This is a genomic window from Amycolatopsis sp. YIM 10 (assembly GCF_009429145.1).
Taxonomy (GTDB): Bacteria; Actinomycetota; Actinomycetes; order Mycobacteriales; family Pseudonocardiaceae; genus Amycolatopsis.
The window spans coordinates 2,730,546-2,751,540 of the sequence record NZ_CP045480.1; the positions used below are offsets into that span (position 1 = coordinate 2,730,546).

Here is a 20,995-nt window from a genome sequence, read left to right on the forward strand (position 1 = left end):
ACCGATGGCCAAGACCGCGCTGACCGTCAACCTGCATATCGAGGGTGCGCGCGAGACCCTGCGCGCACTCTCGGCACTGCCCAAGGACGCGTCGAAGGAACTGCGGGACGCGTCGCTGGAGCTGTCGAAGAACCTGGCGGTGAAGGTCAAGGCCTCCGGCATGGCCGACAGCGCGCCGCAGTCCGCGCACGTGGCTTCGACGGTGCGCGCCGAGCGGGACCGGGTGCCGGTGATTTCGGCCGGCGGAAACAAGAAGCTCGGCCGCAACCGAGCGCCGGCTTGGGCGCTGTTGTTCGGTTCGATCTTCGGGATGAGCAGCCGGTCCGGCTGGTACGCGGGTCCGCACTACGCCGGTAGCTCTGGTCTGCAATACCACCGTCGCCACCGCGGCACCGCCGCCTACTGGTTTTTCCCGGTGGTCGAGGAGGAGCAGGCGGCGATCTCCGCGGCGTGGAACCGGGCCGCGGACAACGTGGTCCGTGACTTCAGCGAGGGCGGCTGAGATGGCCAGCGGGCAGCGCACGATCAAGATCCGGTTCGACGGTTCGGCCACTGGGTTCGTCAAGGCGGCCGCGGTGGTGGCTGCTCAGGTCAAGGCCGTCGAGCAGCGCACCGAGAAGATGAAGCAGGGGTTTGCCGCGGTTCCGGCGAAGGTCGGTGCGGCTGCGGCGTCGATGCTGAAGGCCGCGAGTGCGGTGGGTGCGTTCGGTGGTGGTGTGGGCCTGGTGCTCGCCGTGGTCAGCGCGCTCACTGCGGTGTCTGGCGCGGCCGGGCTGGCGGTGCCCGCGCTGTTCGGGCTCGTCGGTGTCATGGCCGCGATCAAGCTCGGCGGAGACGGAATCAAGGCCGCGTTCGCCGGGCTGACACCCACGCTCGACGGACTGAAGTCCGCGGTCTCGGCCAGCTTCGAGAAGTCCTTGACCCCGGCGGTGAACAACCTCAAAACCGTTCTGCCCCAACTGAAGACGGGGTTGCAGTCGATCGCGACCGCGATCGGTGGCGCTGCCACCAAGTTCACCGCGATGCTGAAGAACACCACCGCGGCGAGCCAGCTCAACACGATCTTCGTGCAGTTCTCGAAGGTGATCCAGAACCTCGGTGCCTTCCTGGCGCCGGTGGGTCAGGCGTTCATCACTATCGGCGCGGTGGCGGCGCCGATGCTCGCGCAGCTCACGACCGGGCTCGGTGCGGCGGGCGAGCAGTTCAACGCGTTCGTTCAGGCCGCGGCCGCCGATGGGTCGCTGGCCGCGTGGATCCAGCGCGCGATCGACGCGTTCTCCGGGCTGTTCGCGTTCCTCGGCCAGCTCGGCTCGATCATCAGCTCGGTGTTCGCCGCGGCCGACGCCGCGGGCCTGGGGTTCGGCGGCACGATCGGCACCCTGGTCGGGGTTGTCGCGAACTTCCTCAACAGCTTCGAGGGACAGACCGCGCTGCTGGCGTTCTTCGAGGCCGTGCGCATGATCGGCGAAGCCGTCGGCGGTGTGCTGGCCGCGGCGTTGACCGCCGTGGCCCCGGTGATCCCGCCGCTGGCCGCCGCGTTCGGCACGCTGGCCGGCCAGGTGGCCGCGGTGCTGGTCCCGGCGATCCAGATCCTTGGCCCGATCCTGCAAGGGCTCGCCGCGTTCTTCGCCGCGAACATGGCGTGGATCGGCCCGCTGGCGATCGCCATTGGCGGTATCGCCCTGGCGATCCAGGCCGTGACGCTGGCGGTGAACCTGTGGAAAGCGGCGGTCGCCGCGTACACCGTGGTGCAGTGGCTGCTCAACGCGGCGATGAGCGCGAACCCGATTGGACTGGTGATCGCCGCGATTGTCGCGATCATCGCGATTATCGCGCTGGTGATCTCGAACCTGGACTTTTTCCGGGGTATCTGGGACGCGGTGTGGAAGTGGTGCAGCGACCTGATCACGTCCATTGTGGACTGGATCGTTCAGAAATGGGAGCAATTCAAACTTGGCTTCCAGATCATCGTGGCCGCCGTCAAGCAGGCGTGGGACAACGTCGTCAACGGCATCAAGAATGTCGTGGGGACCGTCGTCGATTGGATCGTCGATAAGTGGAACGGCTTCTCCTCCACGATCAAGAACGTGTTCTCCGGGATCGGCTCGTTCATCGGCGGCGTCTGGGACGGCATCAAAAGCGGATTCAAAAACGCGATCAACGGTGTGATTGGTTTCGCCAACGGAGCCATCGGCGCAATTAACACCGTGACTGGCGCGGTTGGAATTCCCGCGATTCCGAAGATTCCGATGCTGGCCAAGGGCGGTACCGCCATCGGTGGCCGGTCCTATTTGGTCGGTGAGAAGGGCCCGGAGTTGTTCACCCCGGGCAGTACCGGCCGGGTGACCAACGCGGACACCACTGCCGAGGCCATCGGCGCCAGCTCGGCGCCGCCGATCATCCACGTCTACATCGGAGACACCGAGCTGACCGACATCGTCGACATCCGGATCGAGGAGAACACGTTGGAGGCCGCGCGCAGCATCCGCGCCGGGGCGGGGAGTTTCCGATGAGCATCGCCGCGACCTACCTCGGCGACCTCGGCCGGGTGCGGGTGCAGCTGGCCGGCGCCCCGGCGGTGGCCGACCACGCGATCGTCGAGCGCTCCACCGACACGATCACCTGGACCACAGTGCGCGCCGGGCTCACGGTCGGGCTGTCCGGCGGTGCCGGGGTGGTCGACGACTACGAGTACATCCCGGGCGTGGTCAACCACTACCGGGCGTCCTACGTGGACAACGCACAGATCTCGTACTCCAACGGCGACGGGCCGGTGCACGCCGACAACGCGGCGGTCACGCCGACGATCGCGGCCGGGCTCCAGGTCGATGGGATGCTGCTCACCCTGGTGGTGGCCTGCCGCAGCACCGCGCAGACCGTGGACACCCCGGCCGGGTGGATCAAGATCATCGACTACCAGACGGTGAAGGTGTTCCACAAGCGGTGGACCGCGGGCACCGTCAACCCGACGATCACCCCGGCTGGTGGGGCGGCCGGGGACACGGTGACCGCCTACATCGTGGGGTTCTCCAACGCCGAGCCCGGCTACACCGCGCTGGCCACGCAGACCAACGCGTCCGGGCAGAACATCCCGACGCCGTCGCTGACGGTGCCCGACCCCAACTCGGCGATCGCGCTGGTGGCGCACAAGCTCGCCGAGGTCACCACCACGAGCGTGTTGAGCCTGTTCCTCAACAGCGCGGTGAACTCCACCGCGGTCGGGCTGGACCAGGCGGCGATCTGGCAGCGTGCGAGCGCCGCGTCGAACATCAGCAGCGTGGCGGCGCAGACGCTGACCATCACCGGTGGTGCCGCGGCGATCTCGCGCGCGGTCATCTGGTCCATGCGGAAGGCGCCGTGGATCAGCCAGGAGTCCACCAGCATCACGCCGGTCAACACGCAGTTCTGGATCAAGAACTTGCGCCGCCCCAACAACAACGTCCAGGTCAACGTGACCGGGTTCGGCGACATCGGCCGCACCGCGCGGACCGGGGTGTTCGACGTGATCAACCGGACTCTGCCGGTGGCGGTCACCGACCTGCACTCTGGGCGGTCGATGGAACTGCGCGTCACCACCGACACCGTGGGCGCGGCGGCCGACCTCGATACCCGGTTCGCCGCCGGTGAGGTGATGCTGTTCCAGTCGCTCGGCCCGGACTGCCCGATCCCGACGATGTATGCGGTCATCGGCAACTACGCCTACGGCCGCAAGTCCCAGCGCGCCCAGCGGCGGCACTTCACGCTCCCGTTGGTCGAGGTCGCCGCCCCCGACGCCGGGGTGTTCTCCACCACGGTCACCTACGGCGACCTGCCCGGCCTGTTCGCCACCTACGCCGATCTGATCGCCGCGGAGCCGACCTACTCCGATGTGCTCGACATCGTGGCCGAGTCCGAGGTGATCGTCCCATGAGGCCGGTCAGCGCGCGGTTCCTCGACGCGGTACGGGGATCGCACAAGATGGTGTCCCGGGTGCGGGTGTGCGCGCCGGGCCAGACCGGCGTGAACCCGGTCGGCCCGGTCCTGGCGCTGCGCTCGGGAGACGTGAAGCTCGACGCCACCGCCGCCGTACGCGGCACGGCGAACGTGACCGTGGTCGACGAGTTCCCCCGCACCCCCTCGGCGCTGCTGACCCCCTACGGCAACGAGCTGTTCATCGAGCGCGGCATCGACTACGGCGACGGAACGAAGGAGTTCGTCGGGCTCGGCTATTTCCGGCTCACCGACGTCGACCAGGCCGACGCGCGCCGCCTCGGGGAAATCCGGCTCGTCGCCGAGGACCGCATGGGCGGGCTCATCGAGGCCGACGTGCTCCAGCCGTTCGAGTTCGGCCCGACCGCGACCATCGCGCAGGTCTTCGACCTCCTGGTCAAGGAGGTCTATCCCAGCGCGACGATCGAATTCGACTTCGACGCGAACACCCCGTTCGGGATCAGCCACGTGGTGGAGAAGTCCCGTTTCGAGTTCCTCCAGGACATCGTCGACAGCCGGGCGCGGGTTTGGTACTGGGATCACCGCGGTGTGCTCGTGATCAGGAAGGCGCCGAACCCGGATGTGCCGGTGTTCCGCGTGAACCAGGGCGCGCGCGGCGTGCTCACCCAGATGTCCCGCGGCTTGACCCGCAAGGGCGTGTACAACGCCGTGGTGGCCACCGGGGAACCGGCCGGCGAGCTGCCGCCGGTGCGCGGTGTCGCGCTGGACACCAACCCCTACAGCCCCACCCGCTGGGACGGCCCGTACGGCAAGGTCCCGAAGTTCTACAGCAGCTCGTTCCTGACCTCCACCGCGCAGTGCGAGGACGCGGCCCGCGCGCAGCTCCAGCGCGCCCAGGGGCTGCCGTACCGGGTGGACTTCCAGGCCGTGGTGAACACCGCGCTGGAGCCGCTGGACGTGGTGGCCGTCGAGTACGACCAGTTCGAGGACACCGAGATTCACGTGCTCGAACAGGTCACCCACCCGCTCGTCGCCGGGACCGCGATGTCCGCGACCACCCGGCAGAAGCTGATCGGAGTCCCCGTCGTATGAAGGCCGACATCCTGGCCGACCTCATGGCCGCGCAGGCGCAGGCACCGCAGCAGTCCGCCGACATCGGTTACCACACCGGCGTCGTGGTGTCGTGGGACCCGATCTCGGGTGCGAACACCGTCGACATCAACGGCCAGCAGTTCGTGAACCTGCGGGTGCTCTCCAGTGGTCCGGGCGTGCTGTTCGCCTCGAACGACACCGTGGTGCTGATGCGCATCAAGACCACGTACTTCATCCTCGGCCGGGTCGCCGCGCCGGGTGCCGGTGCGGCGCTGGCGATGCGCACGGCCTTCGCCGCCAACACCGGGACGCTCAGCGCCGGGGGCATCAACGTCTGGCGCGACCTGTCCACCGGCGACACCAGCGGCCCGGTTCTATCGGACGTCTACATCAGCTCGGCGTGCCGCGCGCTGGTGATCCTGAGTGCATACATGGAAGTCGGTGGCGACACCTCCGGAATGATGGGCTTCGAGATCACCGGGGCTTCGACGATCCCCGCGAACTACTACCGCGCGATCCGCCTGTCGCACTTCACCTTCGACCCCGACTACGACAACAACATCGGGGCGAGCGTGTCCTCCACCTTCGTGATCGACAAGACCATCCTGCCCGGCCTGAACAGCGGCATGAACACCTTCACCGCGAAGTACACCCGCTACTCAGGCGACGGGTTCATCACGTTCGACCGCCGTCATCTGACCGTCATTCCCTACTGAGAAAGGAGAATTGCCGTGCCTGACACTCCGATCAACGGCCTTCCGTACCCGGCGCTCGGCGACGCGCCGAACGTGCCCGCCGACATCGAGGCCTTGGCCACCGCGCTCGACACCAAGCTTGGCACGGCCGGGCGCCGCGCGATCCGGATCACCTCGGGCGCGGTGGACACCGCGGTCAAGACCAGCCATTTCGTCGCCTGCACCGCCAGCTTCAGCGACCCCGGATGGCCGTACTTCATCGTGATGGCCGGAGGTATCCGGTTCTCCAAGTTCGAAACGGGCTGGAGCTTCTACATTCAGGACACCGGTATCGCGCAGGTTCTGTCCAAAGTGAACGGTGTGGTGACGGCGACCTGGCCGAACAACGTCCAGAAGTACTTCACCGTGTCCGGGGTTTCTGCGTCGCTGACCGGCGGCCGGACGCTGGGCCTGACTGCGATCAAGGACTCCGGCGACCCGGGCAACGGCGGCCAGGCATACAGCCCGGCAACGGGTTTCGACGCGCTGATCGTCCCGGCACCGGGCTGAGGAAGGGAAACACCATGGAAGACGAGTGGCTGCACTGGGCGACCGCTGACGCCAACTGGCACGCGGGGAAACGGCAGGACTGCCAGCTGCTCGGCTGGTACACCCCGGGCAACCCGGACAGCCAGACCGAGCCCGGCAACGAGCTGGTGCCGTGCCACACCAACCCGATGCCGGACGAGTGGCACAACGGCGCGCTGGTCACCGACTAGCGCGTCACAACCCGAGTCTTCGTGACCACTGTGGACACGAGAAGGAGATGAGAAGAATGGCGGACACCCACGGCGTGGTGGTCACGATGAACGAGATCTACGCCGAGCTGCAAGCCGTGCACGACGAAGTACGCGACATGCGCTCCGACGTGAAGTCCATCGCGGACCACGAATCCCGCATCCGGTCCCTGGAGCGCAAGATCTGGATCGCCGCCGGGATCGCGGCCGCTGGCTCCGGCGCGATCGTCCAGTCCCTCAACGCCGTACTAGGAGCCTGACATGGTCCTTTTCGGACTCGACATCGCCCACCACCAGGGCGGTAACCCGAACCTGCACCAGGCGCGCGCCGAGGGTGTGGAGTTCGTCATCTGCAAGGCCACCGAGGGATCCGGGTTCGTGGACCCGCGGTTTGACGAGAACATTGCCCGCGCCCACAAGGCCGGGCTGCTCGTGGGCGCCTACCACTACCAGCGCGCCGGCATCTCCGCCGCGGCGCAGGTGGACAACGTGCGCCGCACGGTGCCCGCCGGGATGCCGGTCATCCCCGACGTGGAGGGCAACAGCGGCAACGTCGCGCTGACCCGCGAGATCGTGGACCGGTTGCGCGCCGCCGGGTATCCGGTGCCGCTGTTGTACCTGCCGCGGTGGTACTGGCTCCAGATCGGCAAGCCCAAGCTGGCCGGGCTGCCGCCGCTGTGGTCCTCGCGGTACCCCGACAACGCGCAGGGCACCATCGCCGAGGAGTACGCCGACGTTCCCGCGCACTACTGGGACGGCTTCGGCGGCCTCGGCGTCGCGCTGCTCCAGTTCTCCAGCTCCGGCCGGGTGGCCGGATACGCCCCGCTGGACCTCAACGCTTTCCGCGGCACTCGCCAGGAGTTCGCCGCACTGCTCGGCGGCCAGAGCACGCCGACCGACACCGATCCGATGGAGGACACCAACATGGAACTGACCGAAGGCGAGTACCAGTCGCGCACCGCGGTTGTGCCGAAGTGGGCGAAGGAGTTCACGATCTCGCGCGGCTTCATGGGTTTCCAGCTCCACCACGTGAAGTGGTTCGGCCCCTCGCCGGAGACGGGCACCGCCGATGTGGGCACCCCGCAGGGCGAACTCTGGATCGACCCCGCCCGCCCGCTCGTGCTCAAGGTGCCCGACGGCGCGGTCACCGCCGAGGTCCTTTACACCTTGGAGGGCGACCAGCACGGTGCCGTGGCGGCGTTCCGGTGACCGCGCCCGCCCCGGCCGCTCCGTGGTGGAAGCAGTACGCGAAGGCGGTGGCCGGCGTGCTCGCCGGGCTCAGCCCCAGCGCGGTGGTCGGCCTCCTGGCCCTCATCGGCGTGCACATCGACACCGACACCGCGGTGCTGGTGTGCGGCGTGCTCGGCGCGCTGCTCGGCGGCGGCACCGTCGCCGTGGTGCGCAACGGGCCGAAGGCCCCCGGGTAGGATCGGAGGCGTCCCATACAGCCCGCCCGCAGCGGGCACCGCGCGAATGACGAGAGCCCCGCACTCCACATCGGAGTGCGGGGTTTCTCGTTGTTTCACAAGGAAAGCGCCGATCCTGTCGGTAGTTTTCCTGATATTGGCCAGAAACGTGTCAGCTCAAGGTCAACAACTGCTGGTAGGTGCGCGCGCAGGGTGATCGCTGCTTGGCTTCGATCATGACCTCCCCAACCACCCATGACGCGCGACTGCTGCCCGAAACCCACCTGTGGGGACCCGGGTACGGCGAACACCCGTACCCGGCCGAGACCCTGGACGAGATCGCCGGGTATCTGGCCGAGACCACGCAGCCCGGCTACGGCGCCCGGCTGCACGCCACCAGCCCCGGCTACACCCCGGGCGAACTCGGGTTCGTGTACGGCACCCTGATCAGCCGCGCGACGATCCCGGCCGGGTACGACGCGGTCGGTCACCCCAACCGCGACGGCTGCCCGCCCGAGGAGATGGATCCGGACATCACCACCAGCACGGCGGCCGAGCCGGTCCAGGTCGACACCGAGCTTCAGCGCTACAGCCGCGGCCGTGGCTGGGTGCTTGACCAGCACGGCCGGGCGCTGCACCCGCATCATGAGCAGCTGCTGGCCGACGACCGGATCGGCCTGCCCACCGGGCTCGGTTACGGCTGGTGGGCGGGGGAGACGGTGGTGGTGGACACGGTGGTCACCACCACGCGGGGCCTGGTCCTCATCGGCGAGCGCACCACCGCGCGCGGCCCGATCCCGTGCCTGGTCGGCGGCTACTCCACGCCGGCCGATTTCGGGCGCACCGCGGCGCAGTGGCGCGCCGGTGACCGGCCGGTGGACCGAGACGGGATCATCGCGGCCGGTGCCCGCAAGACCACCGAGGAGACCGGGCTGGCCATCCCGAACGGGACGTACGCGCGGATCGTGCGCGCGATCCGGCCGGTCTCCTCGCCGCACACCCTGCACGCCTGGACCGTGACGTTCACCGTGTTCTACCAGTTGGCCGAGACGGTGGCGCCGGTGCTCGACCCGGCCACCGGTGCCCGCTGGGTCGACGTGGACGAACTCGACGCCGAGGTGATGGGGCGGTTGTGGCCGGACCACCAGCGAGGCCTCGAAGCGGCGCTGTAGGCCTGGCATGGAGAGCCCCCGGCCGCGGTGCGGCCGGGGGCCTGGCCCGCTCGGGGCTGCAACCCGGCGAGCCGCGGTCACCTGGAACACGGGGATCGCCGGGCCAGGGTAGGGCATGCGGGGTGGAGATCACCAGGCCAAAACTTGCATGTGCTACCTAACCTGTTGCGGGCACACGAAAAAGCGGGGCGCGGGTGACATGCACCCACGCCCCGCATCAGCAAGATCAACCCTGTACCCGCGCGTTCACCGCCTTGTTGTGCAGCACCACCGCCTTGTGTACCGCCGCCGTGCCCACCCCCAGCAGCGCAGCCGTGCCCTTCCCGCCGTGCTCCCGGGACAGCTCCCAGACCGCTTCCCGCCGGGCCGCGCCGACCGCCTCGATCGTGGGCCGGTCCACCAGGAGTCCGGCGACCCGTGCCCGGGTCAGGGAGTCCATCCCGGCCAGCCAGCCGAGGATGTCGTCCCGGGTCTCCGGCTGGAATCTCGCGCTCTCCGTCATAACCCAAGTATAGGCACCCTAGGGTAGCAAACGCAAGGGGGGATTTGAGATTCTCGGAGGGGGTGCCCCCGGCCTCTCGGCCGGGGGCGGAGCCCCTATCTCAGGTCCCGCAGGGCCATCACCTGGGGCCCGGAGAGTTCGATCACCGTGGAGTTCTCGCTGCTCGGCTCGGTGATCAGGATCTCAAAGGTCCCGTCTTCGTTCTGGCGGAGGAGGAATTCGGCGCCGGGGTCGAGCTGGAGGTGGAAGTGCATTTCGCTTCTCCTTGGTCTCTCTTGCTGATATAAGAACTATAGCTACCCTAGGGTGGCAAACGCAAGTCCTGAGACGGAGAAAGTTGAAGATCTTTTTCTTGGGAGCCAGATCGGCGCACTTTGGTCAGGTTGCTGACCAGATTTGGAATCGAAAAGACGGCTGACCAGATTCGGCAGGGTGGCCACCCGGGACGCTGTGGCGCCGGGTGGCCACCGCTGCCCCCGAGGGGCGGACCGGCGCGCCCGCGTCAGCGCGCCGGGGGGCGCGGCTGCCGGGAGCAGGTGGCCGCCCGGCATCCCCCCGGTCTCCGTGTGCCGCCAACAGGTTAGGTAGCACACGCAAGTATTGGCGTGGTGAACTCCGCCCGCGGTGTGTGCTGGGGTGGCCCGCTCAGCTCGCGGCGCCGGGGGCGGCCAGGCGACAGGTGCCTGACCGCCCCCGGGCGATCAACCCGCGTGCCTGCGCCACACGGGGATCACTGCCGGGCCATCCCCGGCAGAGCTGCGCACCAGGGGCAGCCAGTCGCTCATCTGGCTGCCCCCGGCCGGTCCCGGCCCGCTCTGGGGGTCGCGTGCCTGGGGGACCGCTGCCGGACAGGAGCTGACCCGGCAGGGTTGGAACCCCGGCGGGCCGGGGACAGTCGGGGGTCTGCCCGGTCCGCCAGGGAGGTCACTGGTCCTTCGTCCCCGTCTTCTCGGCGATCTCGTCCAGCAGCTCCTGGCGGAGCCTCGCGAGTCGTTCCTCCGCGGTCTCCTCGGGGGCGTGGGGTTCGCTCACCGGCCAGCACCTGCCGAGCGCGGGGTCTGGGTGTAGTTGTTGGCCTGCCAACGCACCATGTCCACAATCGACTGCTCCAGCGCGTCGAGGTGGTGCTGCGGGACGCCCGCCTTCTTACACAGCTCCAGGTACGCGCGCATCGCGTCCGGTGCCAGCCGGTCTTGCCCGCGCAGCACGAACACCGGTTCGTCCGCCGCGATGGTGCTGCCCGGTATGGACACCGGCCCGTACTTGCTGTCGATCGCCATCAGCTACCGCCTTTCCTGGTGAGGGTTCCCGATGTAGATCGGATCGCTCTGGTCACGCGGTCAGTTGAATCCGGGTCAGGGTGGTTTGCAGCCGCGCCGGGGTGACGTTGCACATGCGCGCGGCCTCGGCCACGGTCTCCGGGGAGAACCGGATCAGGTCCTCGCCGTAGCCCCGTGCCCACTCGACCAGGGGGCGAAGCTCCGTGATCGTGGTCCGCCGTAGGCGGGTAGCCTGCACCACCTGCCAGGGCGCCGGCGGGATGATGGCCGCGACCGGCAGGCCGAGCACCCGGGCGTAGTCCCGCAGGCGCGGGAGCGGGATCATGATCGCGCCGCTCTCCCAAGTCCACACGCACGCCCGGGTCACCTGCGGCAACATCCGCTGCGCAACCTGCCGGACCGTGAGGTTCGCGTGCACGCGGGCGAGCCGGAGAGCCTGCCCCAGCTCCTCCTGGAACGTCAGCGGTTTCTTCTGATCCTGAACCGTCACGGTTCTCCTCTCATCTCCACTTCTGGAGCGCCAGCGCGGTTTCGCTCGACCGCACCGGCCGGCCGCGGTGCCCGGCCCGCACCAGTATTTTCAGCATGTTGTGCAGTGCCAACGGTCTCTGGTTGCACAGCTCCGCGGCGTGGCGCAGCACCTCGGGCGTGACCGTGATGACGTCGTCGTCGTAGCCTGCCGCCCACGTGGCCAGCGGGACCAGGTCGGGCGCCTCGTTGTTGCGCAGCAGCTCGGCGCGCACCAGTAGCGTGTCGAATGGCGGCTCTTCCAACTCCAGGACGGGCAGCACGAGGGCCAGGTGCACGCCGAGCACGCGGCACACGTCGATCAGCTGCCGTGCCGTCATCGTCTCCTGACCGGTCTCCCAGGCCTCGAGCGTCTTCGGCAGTACCGGCGGCATCATCCGCTGCGCGGCCTGCTGCTGGGACAGCCCGGTCCGCAGCCGGGCCGTGCGTACGTTGGCGCCGATCTCCCGGCGGTAGGTGTCAAGCATCGGGGTCCTCCATCGCCCGCCTCACCACGTCGCCCAGCTCCTCGGCGTACTGCTGTTCCTCGGCGGCGTTGACCACGCGCGGGTCCAGCGGCGTGCCCGCCAAGTTCATCGGCTGGATCTCGGTCGGGTCGGTCATCGCTGAGGCACCCCCGGTCGCGCGGCACCAGCTGCCGGTGGCTGCTCGAACCAATCCGGGGGCGCCGCCGGTGCGGGCGGGGGCGGGAACGGCGGCTCGGGCCGCGGCCGCGGCTCCGGCTGCGTCGGCACCTCGGGCGCGGGCTGCTGCGGTATCTCGCGCTCGTCACACCGCGCCTGGTGCTCCAGGTTGTCCCGCGCGCTCGGCGCCACCAGCCCGCACCAGCTGCACGTCCGCCACACCAGCTTCACGAACTCGGCGTACCCCTCGCCGTCCTGCCGGAAGAACGGCGCAGCCTCTCGCTCGGCCACGGCAGTGCTCACCGCAGCTCGTCGATGTCGAGGTTTTCGGCGGCTTCCCGGATGTTCGCGAGCAGCAGGCCGATTTGGGTGGGGTTCTCAAGTGCGACCGTCTCGCCGAGTCGTCCGACACGAATACCGAAAATGTCGACGGGTTCGCCGTCTGATGTGCTGGTGACGATTCCCACGGCGAGCGTAACCGGGCGGCCGGTCTGTGACCTGGCCTGGATTGGCCACGTCTGTTTCCAACTCCAGGAAGGTTCTTTGCTGCGCGTCACTCAGATGACGCTAAAAGCTCCAATGATCGGGAAGGTACACACCATGTGTACCTACCCGATCGGAGTAAGCGGCCGTCAAATCAGGCGTTTCCCGATCGCGCCGAGCCGTCGCGCGAGATCGCGCAACTCGTCGTGCATTCGACGTTCCCGCTCGACCAACTCGGAAACGACTTGTCGCGGCAGAGTCTGGTATTGAATCCAGTCGGGCGCCATCGATTCCATTGCGAGGACGGTGCTTAGCGCCTTTTCGCCGTGGCCGAGTCGAAGCTGCGCTAGGGCCACATCGGCGAGATGCCGCGCACGAGTCGCGAGCGGTAAGGGCGCTTCGCGCGGCAGCGCTTTGGCGGCCGTCAATGCACCCGTCCAGTCGTCTCGCACCACGGCGCAGTCCACGGTCAGCATCGCGACCTTCGCGGGCCCAAAGCTGCTCTGGTGGTCGCTGCGTTCGTACCCGAGCCGGTCAGCCGTTTCCTTCGCCTCACCGAGCAGGTCGGCAGCCCGGCCGTTGGCACCGTCGGTACGAAGACGCGCCGCGGCGGTGGCGGCCGTGACTGTGAGCATCCCGTACGCGGCCAGCTCGGTGTCCGACGTAGTCCCGTGCGGCTCGATGTCGTGTGCTGCTGCGACCGCCACCCGTTCCGACTCGAGGTAGCGGCCCTGCACGAGCAGCTGCCACGACACGGACACCCGCATGGCGGCGTAGAGCAGGACGTCCTCGCTCTTGCGCGCCGCGTCGATTGCCTGCCGGACAGCGAGCCACGCGGCATCGGGCTGCCCGAGGTGGACGAGGGTATCCCCGGCGGCTTGGTAGCCGCGGGCGAGCAGGCTGGACGCCTCCAGGGCGTCCGCGGAGTCGACCGCCTGCGCGGTGGCGCGCAGCTGCGCGAGCGCGTCGGGCAGCAGCGCGCCGAGCAGTTCGTACCGCCCGGCCCAGTAGGCGCCCCACAGGTAGCTGACCGTGCGCCGCGCTTCGTCGATGGTGACAGGTTCGCCGTCGAGGTCGCCGCCGTCGAGCAGGTCGTCCACGGGGGTGAGCGCTCGGCGGATGTCGACGACACCGCCGTCTGCGGTCGGCAGTGCCGCGCGCTTGCCCAGAAGATCAGGGAGTTCGAGGTCGAGGGCCTTCGCGATCTTCTGCAGGTTGCCGACCTGCGCGGTGTGCCGCTGCCCGCCCTCGAGGGCCTTGATCAAGGAGAGGCTGACGTCCGCCATCTCGGCGAGTTGCCTCTGTGTGATGAGCTTGCCGCGAGCCGCTTTCATGCGCGCGCCGATGCTGTCTGGGTCTGCCATGACCGTCACCTTTTCGCCGAGTGCGACCCCTTCGCGTGCCCCCGGCCCGTCGGCCGGGGGACTTCCCTCGGCGAAGAGGTACGCCTACCAGGCTACGCGGTTGAGTGGCTCACTCGGAAAGGGGCGGTGCGCTCAGTCACGAGATGGTTACTTGGCGGTAAGATCCTCGATCGCCAGCCGGACGGTGATGTAGATCAGGTACGGCGGGGTGGTGATCCACCAGGGCCAGACGCGGCCGATCATCCGGCGGCGCCGCATCGGGCTCGATACCAGTCGGTGGTGCGCACCCACCGCACGTGAGCGTCAAGCTCCGGTGCGGCCGGGTAGCTGGCAGCGAGTTCCGCGCAGTAGTGGTCGCCCTCCTCGGCGGTGTCGGCCGGCGACCAGATCGCCGCCGGCGCGCCCGTGGCGTCCGACTCCCAGCGCAGGTCGAGCACCCACGCGTTCTCGCCAAGCGCGATCAGCACGGCGGTGGCTACGATGCCGAAAGGGGCCGCCAGCAGGAGGGCGACGATCCGCCACGGCGTGAACGGGTTGGTCGTACGCGGAGACATGCGGCGAACTCCCTGGTGACAGACATGTCAGCAGCGAGCACCGCCGACATGTCACACCGTGAAGCTGACCTGCGCGACGTTGTAGACGATCACCCCGTAGCCGAACACGACAAGCCCGACCACGGCGAAGCCGAGCCGCCAGCCGGGAGCGGCGAGCGGGACCAGCAGGTGCGCGGGCCAGGTCAGCAGCGGGATCAGCCAGATCGCCCTCGCCTGCCCGATCTTCCGGTTGACCAGGCCGGAGGTCAGCGCGCCGAGCACGCTGCCCGCGCCGCCCGCGGCGAGCAGCACACCGACCGCGGCCGCCGACAGGCCCAGCGTGCGGGTCAGGAACAGCATTTCCACCGCGAGGAAGATGCCGTTCGCGAAGTTGGCGGTCGCGGTGGACGAGGTGATCGCGCGCAGCGTGCGGTTGCCGAAGACGAACCGCAGGCCCTCGGCGATCTGGGCGGACAACTTCGGGTTCTCGTGCGGTTCCGGTTCTGGCTCGGTGCGCCGGATCCGCAGCAGGCACAGCGCCGAGGTGAGAAAGCCCAGCCCGGTCATCAGCACCGCGTTCGCCGGGCCCAGCAGCTGCGCGAGGCCACCGCCGATCCCCGGGCCGACCACCTGCGAGACCGACTGGCTGGACTGGAGTTTCGCGTTGCCCTCCAGCAGCTGGTCGCGCCCGACGAGCGAGGGCAGGTACGACTGGTAGGCCACGTCGAAGAACACCGTGCACACCCCGGTCAGCAGCGCGACCACGACCAGCTGCGTCAGCGTGAGCACGCCGGCCCACCAGGCGAGCGGCACCGAGATCAGCAGCGCGGCGCGGGTGAAGTCGGCCCGCAGCATCAGCGGCCGCCGCCGGATGCGGTCCACCCACGCCCCGGCGGGCAGGCCGATGAGCAGGAACGCCAGCGTCTCCGCGGCGGTCAGCACGCCCATCTCGAACGGGCTCGCGGCCAGCACGGTGGCGGCGAGCAGCGGGAGCACGGTGTGCCCGACGAAGGAGCCGAGCTGGCTGGCCGTGTCACCGGCCCACAGCCGGCGGAAATCGGCATGCCGCCACAGGGAGTCTTCACGCACGGGTGGCAGTCAAGCGGAAGTGATTGGAAAGTGTCAATCACTTTGCCGACGTAGGCTGACCGCCGTGGGCACGGAACGACGGACCGCGACCGAGGCCGAGGCGAACGCGCTGGCCTCGGGAATACGCCTGCGCATCATCCGGTTGACCTTCAAGGAAGCGCTGACCAACAAGGAACTGGCGCAGCGGCTGGGCAAGGACCCCGCGACCGTGCTCCACCACGTGCGCAAGCTGGTGGACACCGGCTTCCTGGCGCCGCAGCCCGCCCGCCGCGGCAACCGCGGCGCGAAGGAGATCCCGTACCTGTCGACCGGGCTGTCTTGGAACCTCCAGCTGGACGAGAGCGAGGAACTGGGCCAGGCCTCGCTGGAGGCCTACCTCGCCGAGGTCGCCGAAACCGGGACGGCCAAGGTCGAGCAGACGCGCCTGGTGGTGCAGCTGCCAGAGGAGGAGCACGCGGAGTTCAAGCGCCGCCTGTACGGGCTGCTCGAGGAGTTCGCGGCGCGCCCGGTCGACCCGGGTGCCGAGCGGACCGCGGTGTACCTGGCGCTGTACCCCAGCACGTAATCCATTCGGCACATCCCGCGGTTCGTGGGACCATGGAAGGACGATGACGGAACTGACACACACTGATATGGCAGCCGACTTCGACGGCGAGGAGCTGTCGATCGGTGAGCTGGAACTGGAAGATCGCGCCTCGCTGCGCCGCGTCGCCGGGCTCTCCACGGAGCTCGAAGACGTCACCGAAGTCGAATACCGGCAACTCCGCCTGGAGCGGGTCGTGCTGGTCGGCGTGTGGACCGAAGGCACCGCCGCCCAGTCGGAGGCCTCACTGGCCGAACTCGCCCGGCTCGCCGAAACGGCGGGCTCGGAGGTGCTCGAAGGCATCGTGCAACGCCGTTCCCGGCCGGACCCGGCCACCTACATCGGCTCTGGCAAGGTGCGCGAACTGTTCGACATCGTGCGCGCCACCGGCGCCGACACGGTGATCTGCGACGGTGAGCTGTCCCCCGGCCAGCTGCGGCAGCTGGAGGCGAAGCTCAAGGTCAAGGTGGTCGACCGGACCGCGTTGATCCTGGACATCTTCGCCCAGCACGCCAGCTCCAAGGAGGGCAAGGCCCAGGTCGAGCTGGCCCAGCTGCAGTACCTGATCCCGCGGCTGCGGGGCTGGGGTGAGTCGCTGTCCCGGCAGGCCGGTGGTCGTGCCGGTGGCGCGAACGGCGGCGTGGGCCTGCGTGGTCCCGGTGAGACCAAGCTGGAGACCGACCGGCGGCGGATCAACAAGCGCGTGGCCAAGCTGCGCCGCGAGATCGCCTCGATGGACACCATTCGCGAGACCAAGCGCGGCCGCCGCGTGGCCAACGAGGTGCCCAGCGTGGCCATCGTCGGGTACACCAACGCCGGCAAGTCGAGCCTGCTCAACGCGATCACCGGGGCCGGGGTGCTGGTGGAGGACGCGCTGTTCGCCACCCTCGACCCGACCACCCGGCGCGCGGACACGCCCGACGGGCGCACCTACACGCTGACCGACACCGTCGGTTTCGTCCGGCACCTGCCGCACCAGCTGGTCGACGCGTTCCGCTCCACGCTGGAGGAGGCGGCCGACGCCGACCTGCTGCTGCACGTGGTGGACGGCTCCGACCCGGCGCCGGAGGAGCAGGTCAACGCGGTGCGCGACGTGCTCGGCGAGATCACCCGCAAGCGCAGCGAACCGCTGCCGCCGGAACTGCTGGTGATCAACAAGGCCGACGCGGCCGACGAGGTGAGCCTGGCCCGCCTGCGGAACCTGCTGCCCGGCGCGCTGGTGGTCTCCGCCCAGACGGGTGAAGGCATCGGGGCGCTGATCGACGCGATCGCCGCGCGCGTGCCGCGCCCGGACGTGGTGGTCGACGCGGTGGTGCCGTACACCCGCGGCGAACTGGTGGCCAGGGTGCACGCCGACGGTGAGGTGCTCACCGAGGAGCACACCGAGGACGGCACGCACCTGCGGGCACGGGTCCATCCGGACCTGGCCGCCGCGCTGCACACCTTCGCGGTCAACGGCTCGCCCGCGTAACCCAGTACCTTCGACGGCGAGGGATCTTTCTTTCGCTGACGGAGGTGGGTGGGTGCGCGGTCGAGCGTGCGCGGTGGTGCTCGTGACGGCGGTGGTGTCGTTGCTGGCGCCGACCGCCGTCGCCGTAGCCGAGGAGGTGCCCGCGCCCGAGTCGTTGTGCACCGTGCGCGATTCGCGGCTGGCCGAACTGTCCGGTCTCGCGGCCGACGGGGATCGCTGGTACGCGATGGGCGACGGGGGCACCAAGCTGCAGGTGGTGGTGCTCGGCCGGGACTGCGGGGTGCAGAAGGTGATCTCCGCGGCGGTCGATCCGTACGACGTGGAGGACCTGGCCCGCGCGAAGGACGGCACGCTCTGGCTGGCCGACACCGGTGACAACCGCAAGCAGCGCGAAACGGTCGCGCTGCACGCGCTCACCCCGGCGGGCAAGGCCACGCTCTACCGGCTCACCTATCCGGACGGGCAGCACGACGCCGAGGCGCTGCTGCTCGACGGTTCGGGCACTCCCTTCGTGGTCACCAAGAACGTGCTCGGCAAGGCCGAGGTGTACAAGCCGGCCGCCGAGCTGAAGAGCCCCGGCCCCAACGCGCTGGAGAAGGTCGGCACGCTGGACATCGCCACCACCGACACGCCGGGAGGACCGGTCGGTGGTGTCGGGTCCATGCTGGTCACCGGCGGTGCGGTGAGCCAGGACGGCAAAACCGTCGCCCTGCGCACCTACACCGACGCCTATCTCTACGCCGCCCCGGACGGTGACGTGGCGGCCGCGCTCAAGCGGAATCCCGTGCGGGTGCCGTTGCCGAACGAACCGCAGGGTGAGGCCATCGCCTTCGAACCGGACGGCACGCTGCTGTCCGCGAGCGAAGGCACCGGCCAGCCCGTGCGCGCCGTGCGCGGTGCGGCCGCACTGGCCGCGGCCACCACTTCGGCGGACGAGCGGCAGGGCTCGCCCGGACCCACCGGTGACCCCGCGACCGGTGGATCCGAGTCGGGCGTGCCGCTGTTGCCGGCGGCCGCCATCGCCGTGCTCGTCGCGCTCGGACTGGTTTTTGTGGTGAGCCGCGTGTGGCGCGCGCGGCGCGGGTGAGCTAGAGCCTGCGCAGCACCGCGACCACCTTGCCGAGAATGGTCGCGTCGTCACCGGGGATCGGGTCGTACGCCTCGTTGTGCGGCATCAGCCAGATGTGGCCGTCCTTGAGCTTGTACGTCTTCACGGTGGCTTCGCCGTCGATCATCGCGGCCACGATCTCGCCGTTGTTGGCGGTCGGCTGCTGGCGCACCACCACCCAGTCGCCGTCGGTGATCGCCGCGTCGACCATCGAGTCACCGGTGACGCTGAGCAGGAAGACGTCGCCCTCGCCGACGATGTCCTTCGGCAGCGGGTAGACGTCCTCGACCGACTGCTCGGCCAGCACCGGGCCACCGGCGGCGATCCGCCCGACCAGCGGTACGTAGGCCGGCTTGGGCATCTGCTCGATCGGCGTGCCCGGCTCGGCGTCCGCGGCCAGCACGCCCACCGCGCGCGGGCGGTTCGCGTCGCGGCGCAGGTAACCCTTGCGCTGCAGCGCGCGCAGCTGGTGGGAGACCGAGGACGTCGAGTTGAGGCCGACCGCCTCACCGATCTCGCGCACGCTCGGCGGGTAGCCGAAGCGGTCGACCCAGGCCCGGATCACTTCCAGTACCTGTGACTGCCGGACGGTCAAGCTCTCGTCCGCGTCCTCTGGTTCGCGCAGGGCGGGTATCTTGCTGCCCGGCGCGCCCTTCCTGACACTCACTGTGTTCGCCTCCCAGGTGCTGGAGGCCGGTGGACGGGGTCTGCCACCGGCCCGGTTCGGTTGCCGCGGGACCGGCCGCCGCGCCGGAGCGCGCCACGCCGGTGGCCCTCCCTGCGACGCTAGCCCGCCACGGGGTGGAGATCAAACATTTGTTCGACCGACACGCCGGGCGCCGCTCGATTTTGTCGGTCCCGGGTGGTACACATTCGCACGGGAGTTCGATAGAACGCCTGTTCGAGGGTCCGGTGCCAGCGTACCGCGACCTGGACGAGGGCCGCGAGGAGGTTCCGTGATGTCGGTGCTGGTCGACCTGGACGACGTGCGGGGAGTGGTGGTCAGGCGCGGGGTCCTGATCGACGAGAACGTGACGGTCGGTGAGGCGCCCCCGGTGCGGCCCGCACGCCGCCCGAGGGTCAAGGGAGAGACGCGCCGCCCCCCGACGCGGCCGCGGGTGGTCGCCGGGTTGCGCGCGGTGCCGGAGGTGCGCTGCGCCCCGGTCCGGCGCGGGGTGCGCTGGCCGTGGCTGGCCGCGATGGCGGTGGCGGCAGGCGTGGTGGTCGCCGGCTTCGGCGTCCTGGCCGACGCGATGGCCGCGCCCGTGCCCTCGCGCACCGCGGTGGTCTCGGTCGCGCCGGGGGAGACCCTGTGGGATGTGGCCGAGCGCATGGCGCCGAGCAGCGATGCCGCGGCCGTGGTGGAGCGCATCCGCTCCCTGAACCACCTCGACGAGCGCGGTTTGGTCCCGGGCCTGCCCCTGGAAGTCCCCACCGAAACCGCTCCGGCGAACTGAGCCCTTCCGTGCCCGCGCGGAATGCCGCCACCCCGAGCCGCGCACCACGCGCAGGCCCGCTGGCCGCTGCCCCGCCAGGCTCAGGCGCACTGCACGCCAGACCGCCACGCGCCAGGCCGCCGTGTGCTGGGCCGCGACGCGCCAGACCGCCACGCGCCGGGTCGCGACGCGCCGGGTCGCGACGCGCCGGGTCGCCACGCGCCAGCCGCCGTGTGCTGGGCTGCCTCGTGTCGGTTCGCGCACTGAAGGCTCGCCACGCGCCGGGTTGCCGTGTGCTGGGCCGCTACGCGTCGGGCCGCTACGCGCCGGGTCGCCGGGTGCGGGCGCTCTGCGTGCCGGATCCGCGAGTGTTGGCTCGCCCGGCCCTGACCCGCCACTTTCGGATCGCTGCGGCTGGCTCGCCGGTGCTGGATCGCGTTGCGCGGCTTCACCGCGTGCTGGATCGCCGCCGCGGGCCGCGAGCGCTTCGCGCGCGAGTCAGGCCTGAGTCGGGCGGTGCCGCGGGCAGGGCAAACCGGAGATGTCCTGAGCGACAGGACGTCGGGTTACCCCTCGCGAGGGGCGAAATCTTTCCGGTCGCACGACGGCCGGTGAACTGCCTCGGATCGCTGGGGCGGGTGGTTGCCGGGTCGGTGCGAGCCTCCGACCTGGGCCGGGACGAGTCCGGAGTGGATGTGGAAGAGAACCAGCACGGCGAGCGGCGCCGTCACGTCGAGGGGCGCGAGCCGGATGTTCGGCTTTCACCCGGTTCAGCGGCGTTGCGCGGTTGCGGTCGCCCCGGCGCGCTCCTAGAGTCCACCCCCATATCTAGTGGTAACACGCCTGTAGTTGGTCCACAGCTTGGGGTAGAATCGGAGTCAGTTGTCCCGGGTGTGCTCACCTGCCGCGGAAGGAAGGGTGGTC

General features: G+C 69.6%; 26 protein-coding genes and 1 pseudogene. 15 read left to right on the plus strand and 12 right to left on the minus strand.

The features are described from left to right. The first annotated feature begins 4 nt into the window (after window positions 1-4). The 11 genes from YIM_RS13390 to YIM_RS13440 all read left to right on the plus strand — a co-directional run bounded on the left by YIM_RS13390 (window position 5) and on the right by YIM_RS13440 (window position 9,071). On the plus strand, window positions 5-502 hold the full coding sequence (locus YIM_RS13390; RefSeq protein ID WP_153030670.1) for a hypothetical protein: 498 nt from the start codon (window positions 5-7) through the stop codon (window positions 500-502). Between the two features lie 214 nt (window positions 503-716). Next, window positions 717-2,513, plus strand: coding sequence for a hypothetical protein (locus YIM_RS13395; protein ID WP_153030671.1), 1,797 nt, complete (start codon window positions 717-719; stop codon window positions 2,511-2,513). Further along, window positions 2,510-3,910, plus strand: a complete 1,401-nt coding sequence (locus YIM_RS13400) for a hypothetical protein (protein WP_153030672.1) — start codon at window positions 2,510-2,512, stop codon at window positions 3,908-3,910. The genes YIM_RS13395 and YIM_RS13400 overlap by 4 nt, the downstream gene beginning before the upstream one ends. Beyond that, window positions 3,907-5,022, plus strand: a complete 1,116-nt coding sequence (locus YIM_RS13405; protein WP_153030673.1) for a DUF5047 domain-containing protein — start codon at window positions 3,907-3,909, stop codon at window positions 5,020-5,022. Before YIM_RS13400 ends, YIM_RS13405 begins: the two co-directional genes overlap by 4 nt. Further along, window positions 5,019-5,738 carry a hypothetical protein gene (locus YIM_RS13410; RefSeq protein WP_153030674.1) on the plus strand — a complete coding sequence of 240 codons (720 nt, stop codon included), beginning with the start codon at window positions 5,019-5,021 and terminating at the stop codon, window positions 5,736-5,738. Before YIM_RS13405 ends, YIM_RS13410 begins: the two co-directional genes overlap by 4 nt. A gap of 15 nt (window positions 5,739-5,753) precedes the next feature. Beyond that, complete coding sequence (locus YIM_RS13415; protein WP_153030675.1) at window positions 5,754-6,266, plus strand: hypothetical protein; 513 nt, start codon at window positions 5,754-5,756, stop codon at window positions 6,264-6,266. Window positions 6,267-6,280: 14 nt separating this feature from the next. Continuing rightward, window positions 6,281-6,475, plus strand: coding sequence for a hypothetical protein (locus YIM_RS13420; RefSeq protein WP_153030676.1), 195 nt, complete (start codon window positions 6,281-6,283; stop codon window positions 6,473-6,475). A gap of 56 nt (window positions 6,476-6,531) precedes the next feature. After that, a complete protein-coding gene (locus YIM_RS13425) occupies window positions 6,532-6,753 on the plus strand; it encodes a hypothetical protein (protein ID WP_153030677.1) in 222 nt (73 codons plus the stop codon). 1 nt (window position 6,754) lies between these two features. Further along, entirely contained in the window at window positions 6,755-7,702 is a 948-nt protein-coding gene (locus tag YIM_RS13430) for a glycoside hydrolase family 25 protein (RefSeq protein WP_153030678.1), read from the plus strand. Continuing rightward, entirely contained in the window at window positions 7,699-7,920 is a 222-nt protein-coding gene (locus YIM_RS13435; RefSeq protein WP_153030679.1) for a hypothetical protein, read from the plus strand. The genes YIM_RS13430 and YIM_RS13435 overlap by 4 nt, the downstream gene beginning before the upstream one ends. A gap of 215 nt (window positions 7,921-8,135) precedes the next feature. Beyond that, window positions 8,136-9,071: an NUDIX hydrolase gene (locus tag YIM_RS13440; RefSeq protein WP_153030680.1), complete on the plus strand. Its 936-nt coding sequence runs from the start codon at window positions 8,136-8,138 to the stop codon at window positions 9,069-9,071. 226 nt (window positions 9,072-9,297) lie between these two features. On the opposite strand, the gene YIM_RS13445 is transcribed toward YIM_RS13440, so the two are convergent. The 11 genes and pseudogenes from YIM_RS13445 to YIM_RS13495 all read right to left on the minus strand — a co-directional run. Beyond that, entirely contained in the window at window positions 9,298-9,573 is a 276-nt protein-coding gene (locus tag YIM_RS13445) for a hypothetical protein (protein WP_153030681.1), read from the minus strand. A gap of 95 nt (window positions 9,574-9,668) precedes the next feature. Beyond that, window positions 9,669-9,827 carry a hypothetical protein gene (locus YIM_RS13450; RefSeq protein WP_153030682.1) on the minus strand — a complete coding sequence of 53 codons (159 nt, stop codon included), beginning with the start codon at window positions 9,825-9,827 and terminating at the stop codon, window positions 9,669-9,671. A 774-nt stretch (window positions 9,828-10,601) separates the two neighbouring features. Continuing rightward, window positions 10,602-10,853, minus strand: a complete 252-nt coding sequence (locus YIM_RS13455; protein WP_153030683.1) for a hypothetical protein — start codon at window positions 10,851-10,853, stop codon at window positions 10,602-10,604. Between the two features lie 52 nt (window positions 10,854-10,905). Next, window positions 10,906-11,343, minus strand: coding sequence for a helix-turn-helix domain-containing protein (locus tag YIM_RS13460; RefSeq protein ID WP_153030684.1), 438 nt, complete (start codon window positions 11,341-11,343; stop codon window positions 10,906-10,908). Between the two features lie 10 nt (window positions 11,344-11,353). Then, on the minus strand, window positions 11,354-11,848 hold the full coding sequence (locus YIM_RS13465) for a helix-turn-helix domain-containing protein (protein ID WP_153030685.1): 495 nt from the start codon (window positions 11,846-11,848) through the stop codon (window positions 11,354-11,356). Continuing rightward, the gene (locus YIM_RS13470; protein ID WP_153030686.1) at window positions 11,841-11,984 is read right to left on the minus strand and encodes a hypothetical protein; all 144 of its coding nucleotides are present in this window, start codon (window positions 11,982-11,984) and stop codon (window positions 11,841-11,843) included. The genes YIM_RS13465 and YIM_RS13470 overlap by 8 nt, the downstream gene beginning before the upstream one ends. Beyond that, on the minus strand, window positions 11,981-12,307 hold the full coding sequence (locus tag YIM_RS13475) for a hypothetical protein (protein WP_153030687.1): 327 nt from the start codon (window positions 12,305-12,307) through the stop codon (window positions 11,981-11,983). Before YIM_RS13475 ends, YIM_RS13470 begins: the two co-directional genes overlap by 4 nt. Beyond that, window positions 12,304-12,561: a hypothetical protein gene (locus tag YIM_RS13480; RefSeq protein WP_153030688.1), complete on the minus strand. Its 258-nt coding sequence runs from the start codon at window positions 12,559-12,561 to the stop codon at window positions 12,304-12,306. Before YIM_RS13480 ends, YIM_RS13475 begins: the two co-directional genes overlap by 4 nt. 75 nt (window positions 12,562-12,636) lie before the next feature. Further along, window positions 12,637-13,851, minus strand: coding sequence for a helix-turn-helix domain-containing protein (locus YIM_RS13485; RefSeq protein WP_153030689.1), 1,215 nt, complete (start codon window positions 13,849-13,851; stop codon window positions 12,637-12,639). A gap of 239 nt (window positions 13,852-14,090) precedes the next feature. After that, the gene (locus tag YIM_RS13490) at window positions 14,091-14,405 is read right to left on the minus strand and encodes a hypothetical protein (protein ID WP_153030690.1); all 315 of its coding nucleotides are present in this window, start codon (window positions 14,403-14,405) and stop codon (window positions 14,091-14,093) included. A gap of 60 nt (window positions 14,406-14,465) precedes the next feature. Continuing rightward, window positions 14,466-15,473: pseudogene (locus tag YIM_RS13495) on the minus strand (MFS transporter); the annotation flags it as partial. A gap of 64 nt (window positions 15,474-15,537) precedes the next feature. Between YIM_RS13495 and YIM_RS13500 the strand changes: the two are divergent. Genes YIM_RS13500 through YIM_RS13510 form a run of 3 tightly spaced genes read left to right on the plus strand, consistent with a single transcriptional unit; the run spans window position 15,538 to window position 18,614 of the window. Further along, window positions 15,538-16,038, plus strand: a complete 501-nt coding sequence (locus YIM_RS13500; protein ID WP_228004705.1) for a transcriptional regulator — start codon at window positions 15,538-15,540, stop codon at window positions 16,036-16,038. A gap of 43 nt (window positions 16,039-16,081) precedes the next feature. Then, entirely contained in the window at window positions 16,082-17,527 is a 1,446-nt protein-coding gene (gene hflX / locus YIM_RS13505) for a GTPase HflX (protein WP_153030693.1), read from the plus strand. A gap of 52 nt (window positions 17,528-17,579) precedes the next feature. Continuing rightward, the gene (locus YIM_RS13510; protein WP_194240141.1) at window positions 17,580-18,614 is read left to right on the plus strand and encodes a hypothetical protein; all 1,035 of its coding nucleotides are present in this window, start codon (window positions 17,580-17,582) and stop codon (window positions 18,612-18,614) included. Between the two features lies 1 nt (window position 18,615). Here the strand turns inward: YIM_RS13510 and lexA are convergent, their stop codons facing one another. Continuing rightward, a complete protein-coding gene (gene lexA / locus YIM_RS13515) occupies window positions 18,616-19,269 on the minus strand; it encodes a transcriptional repressor LexA (RefSeq protein ID WP_228004990.1) in 654 nt (217 codons plus the stop codon). A gap of 325 nt (window positions 19,270-19,594) precedes the next feature. Between lexA and YIM_RS13520 the strand changes: the two genes are divergently transcribed. Further along, the gene (locus YIM_RS13520; RefSeq protein ID WP_153030695.1) at window positions 19,595-20,092 is read left to right on the plus strand and encodes a LysM peptidoglycan-binding domain-containing protein; all 498 of its coding nucleotides are present in this window, start codon (window positions 19,595-19,597) and stop codon (window positions 20,090-20,092) included. Window positions 20,093-20,995 lie beyond the last annotated feature (903 nt).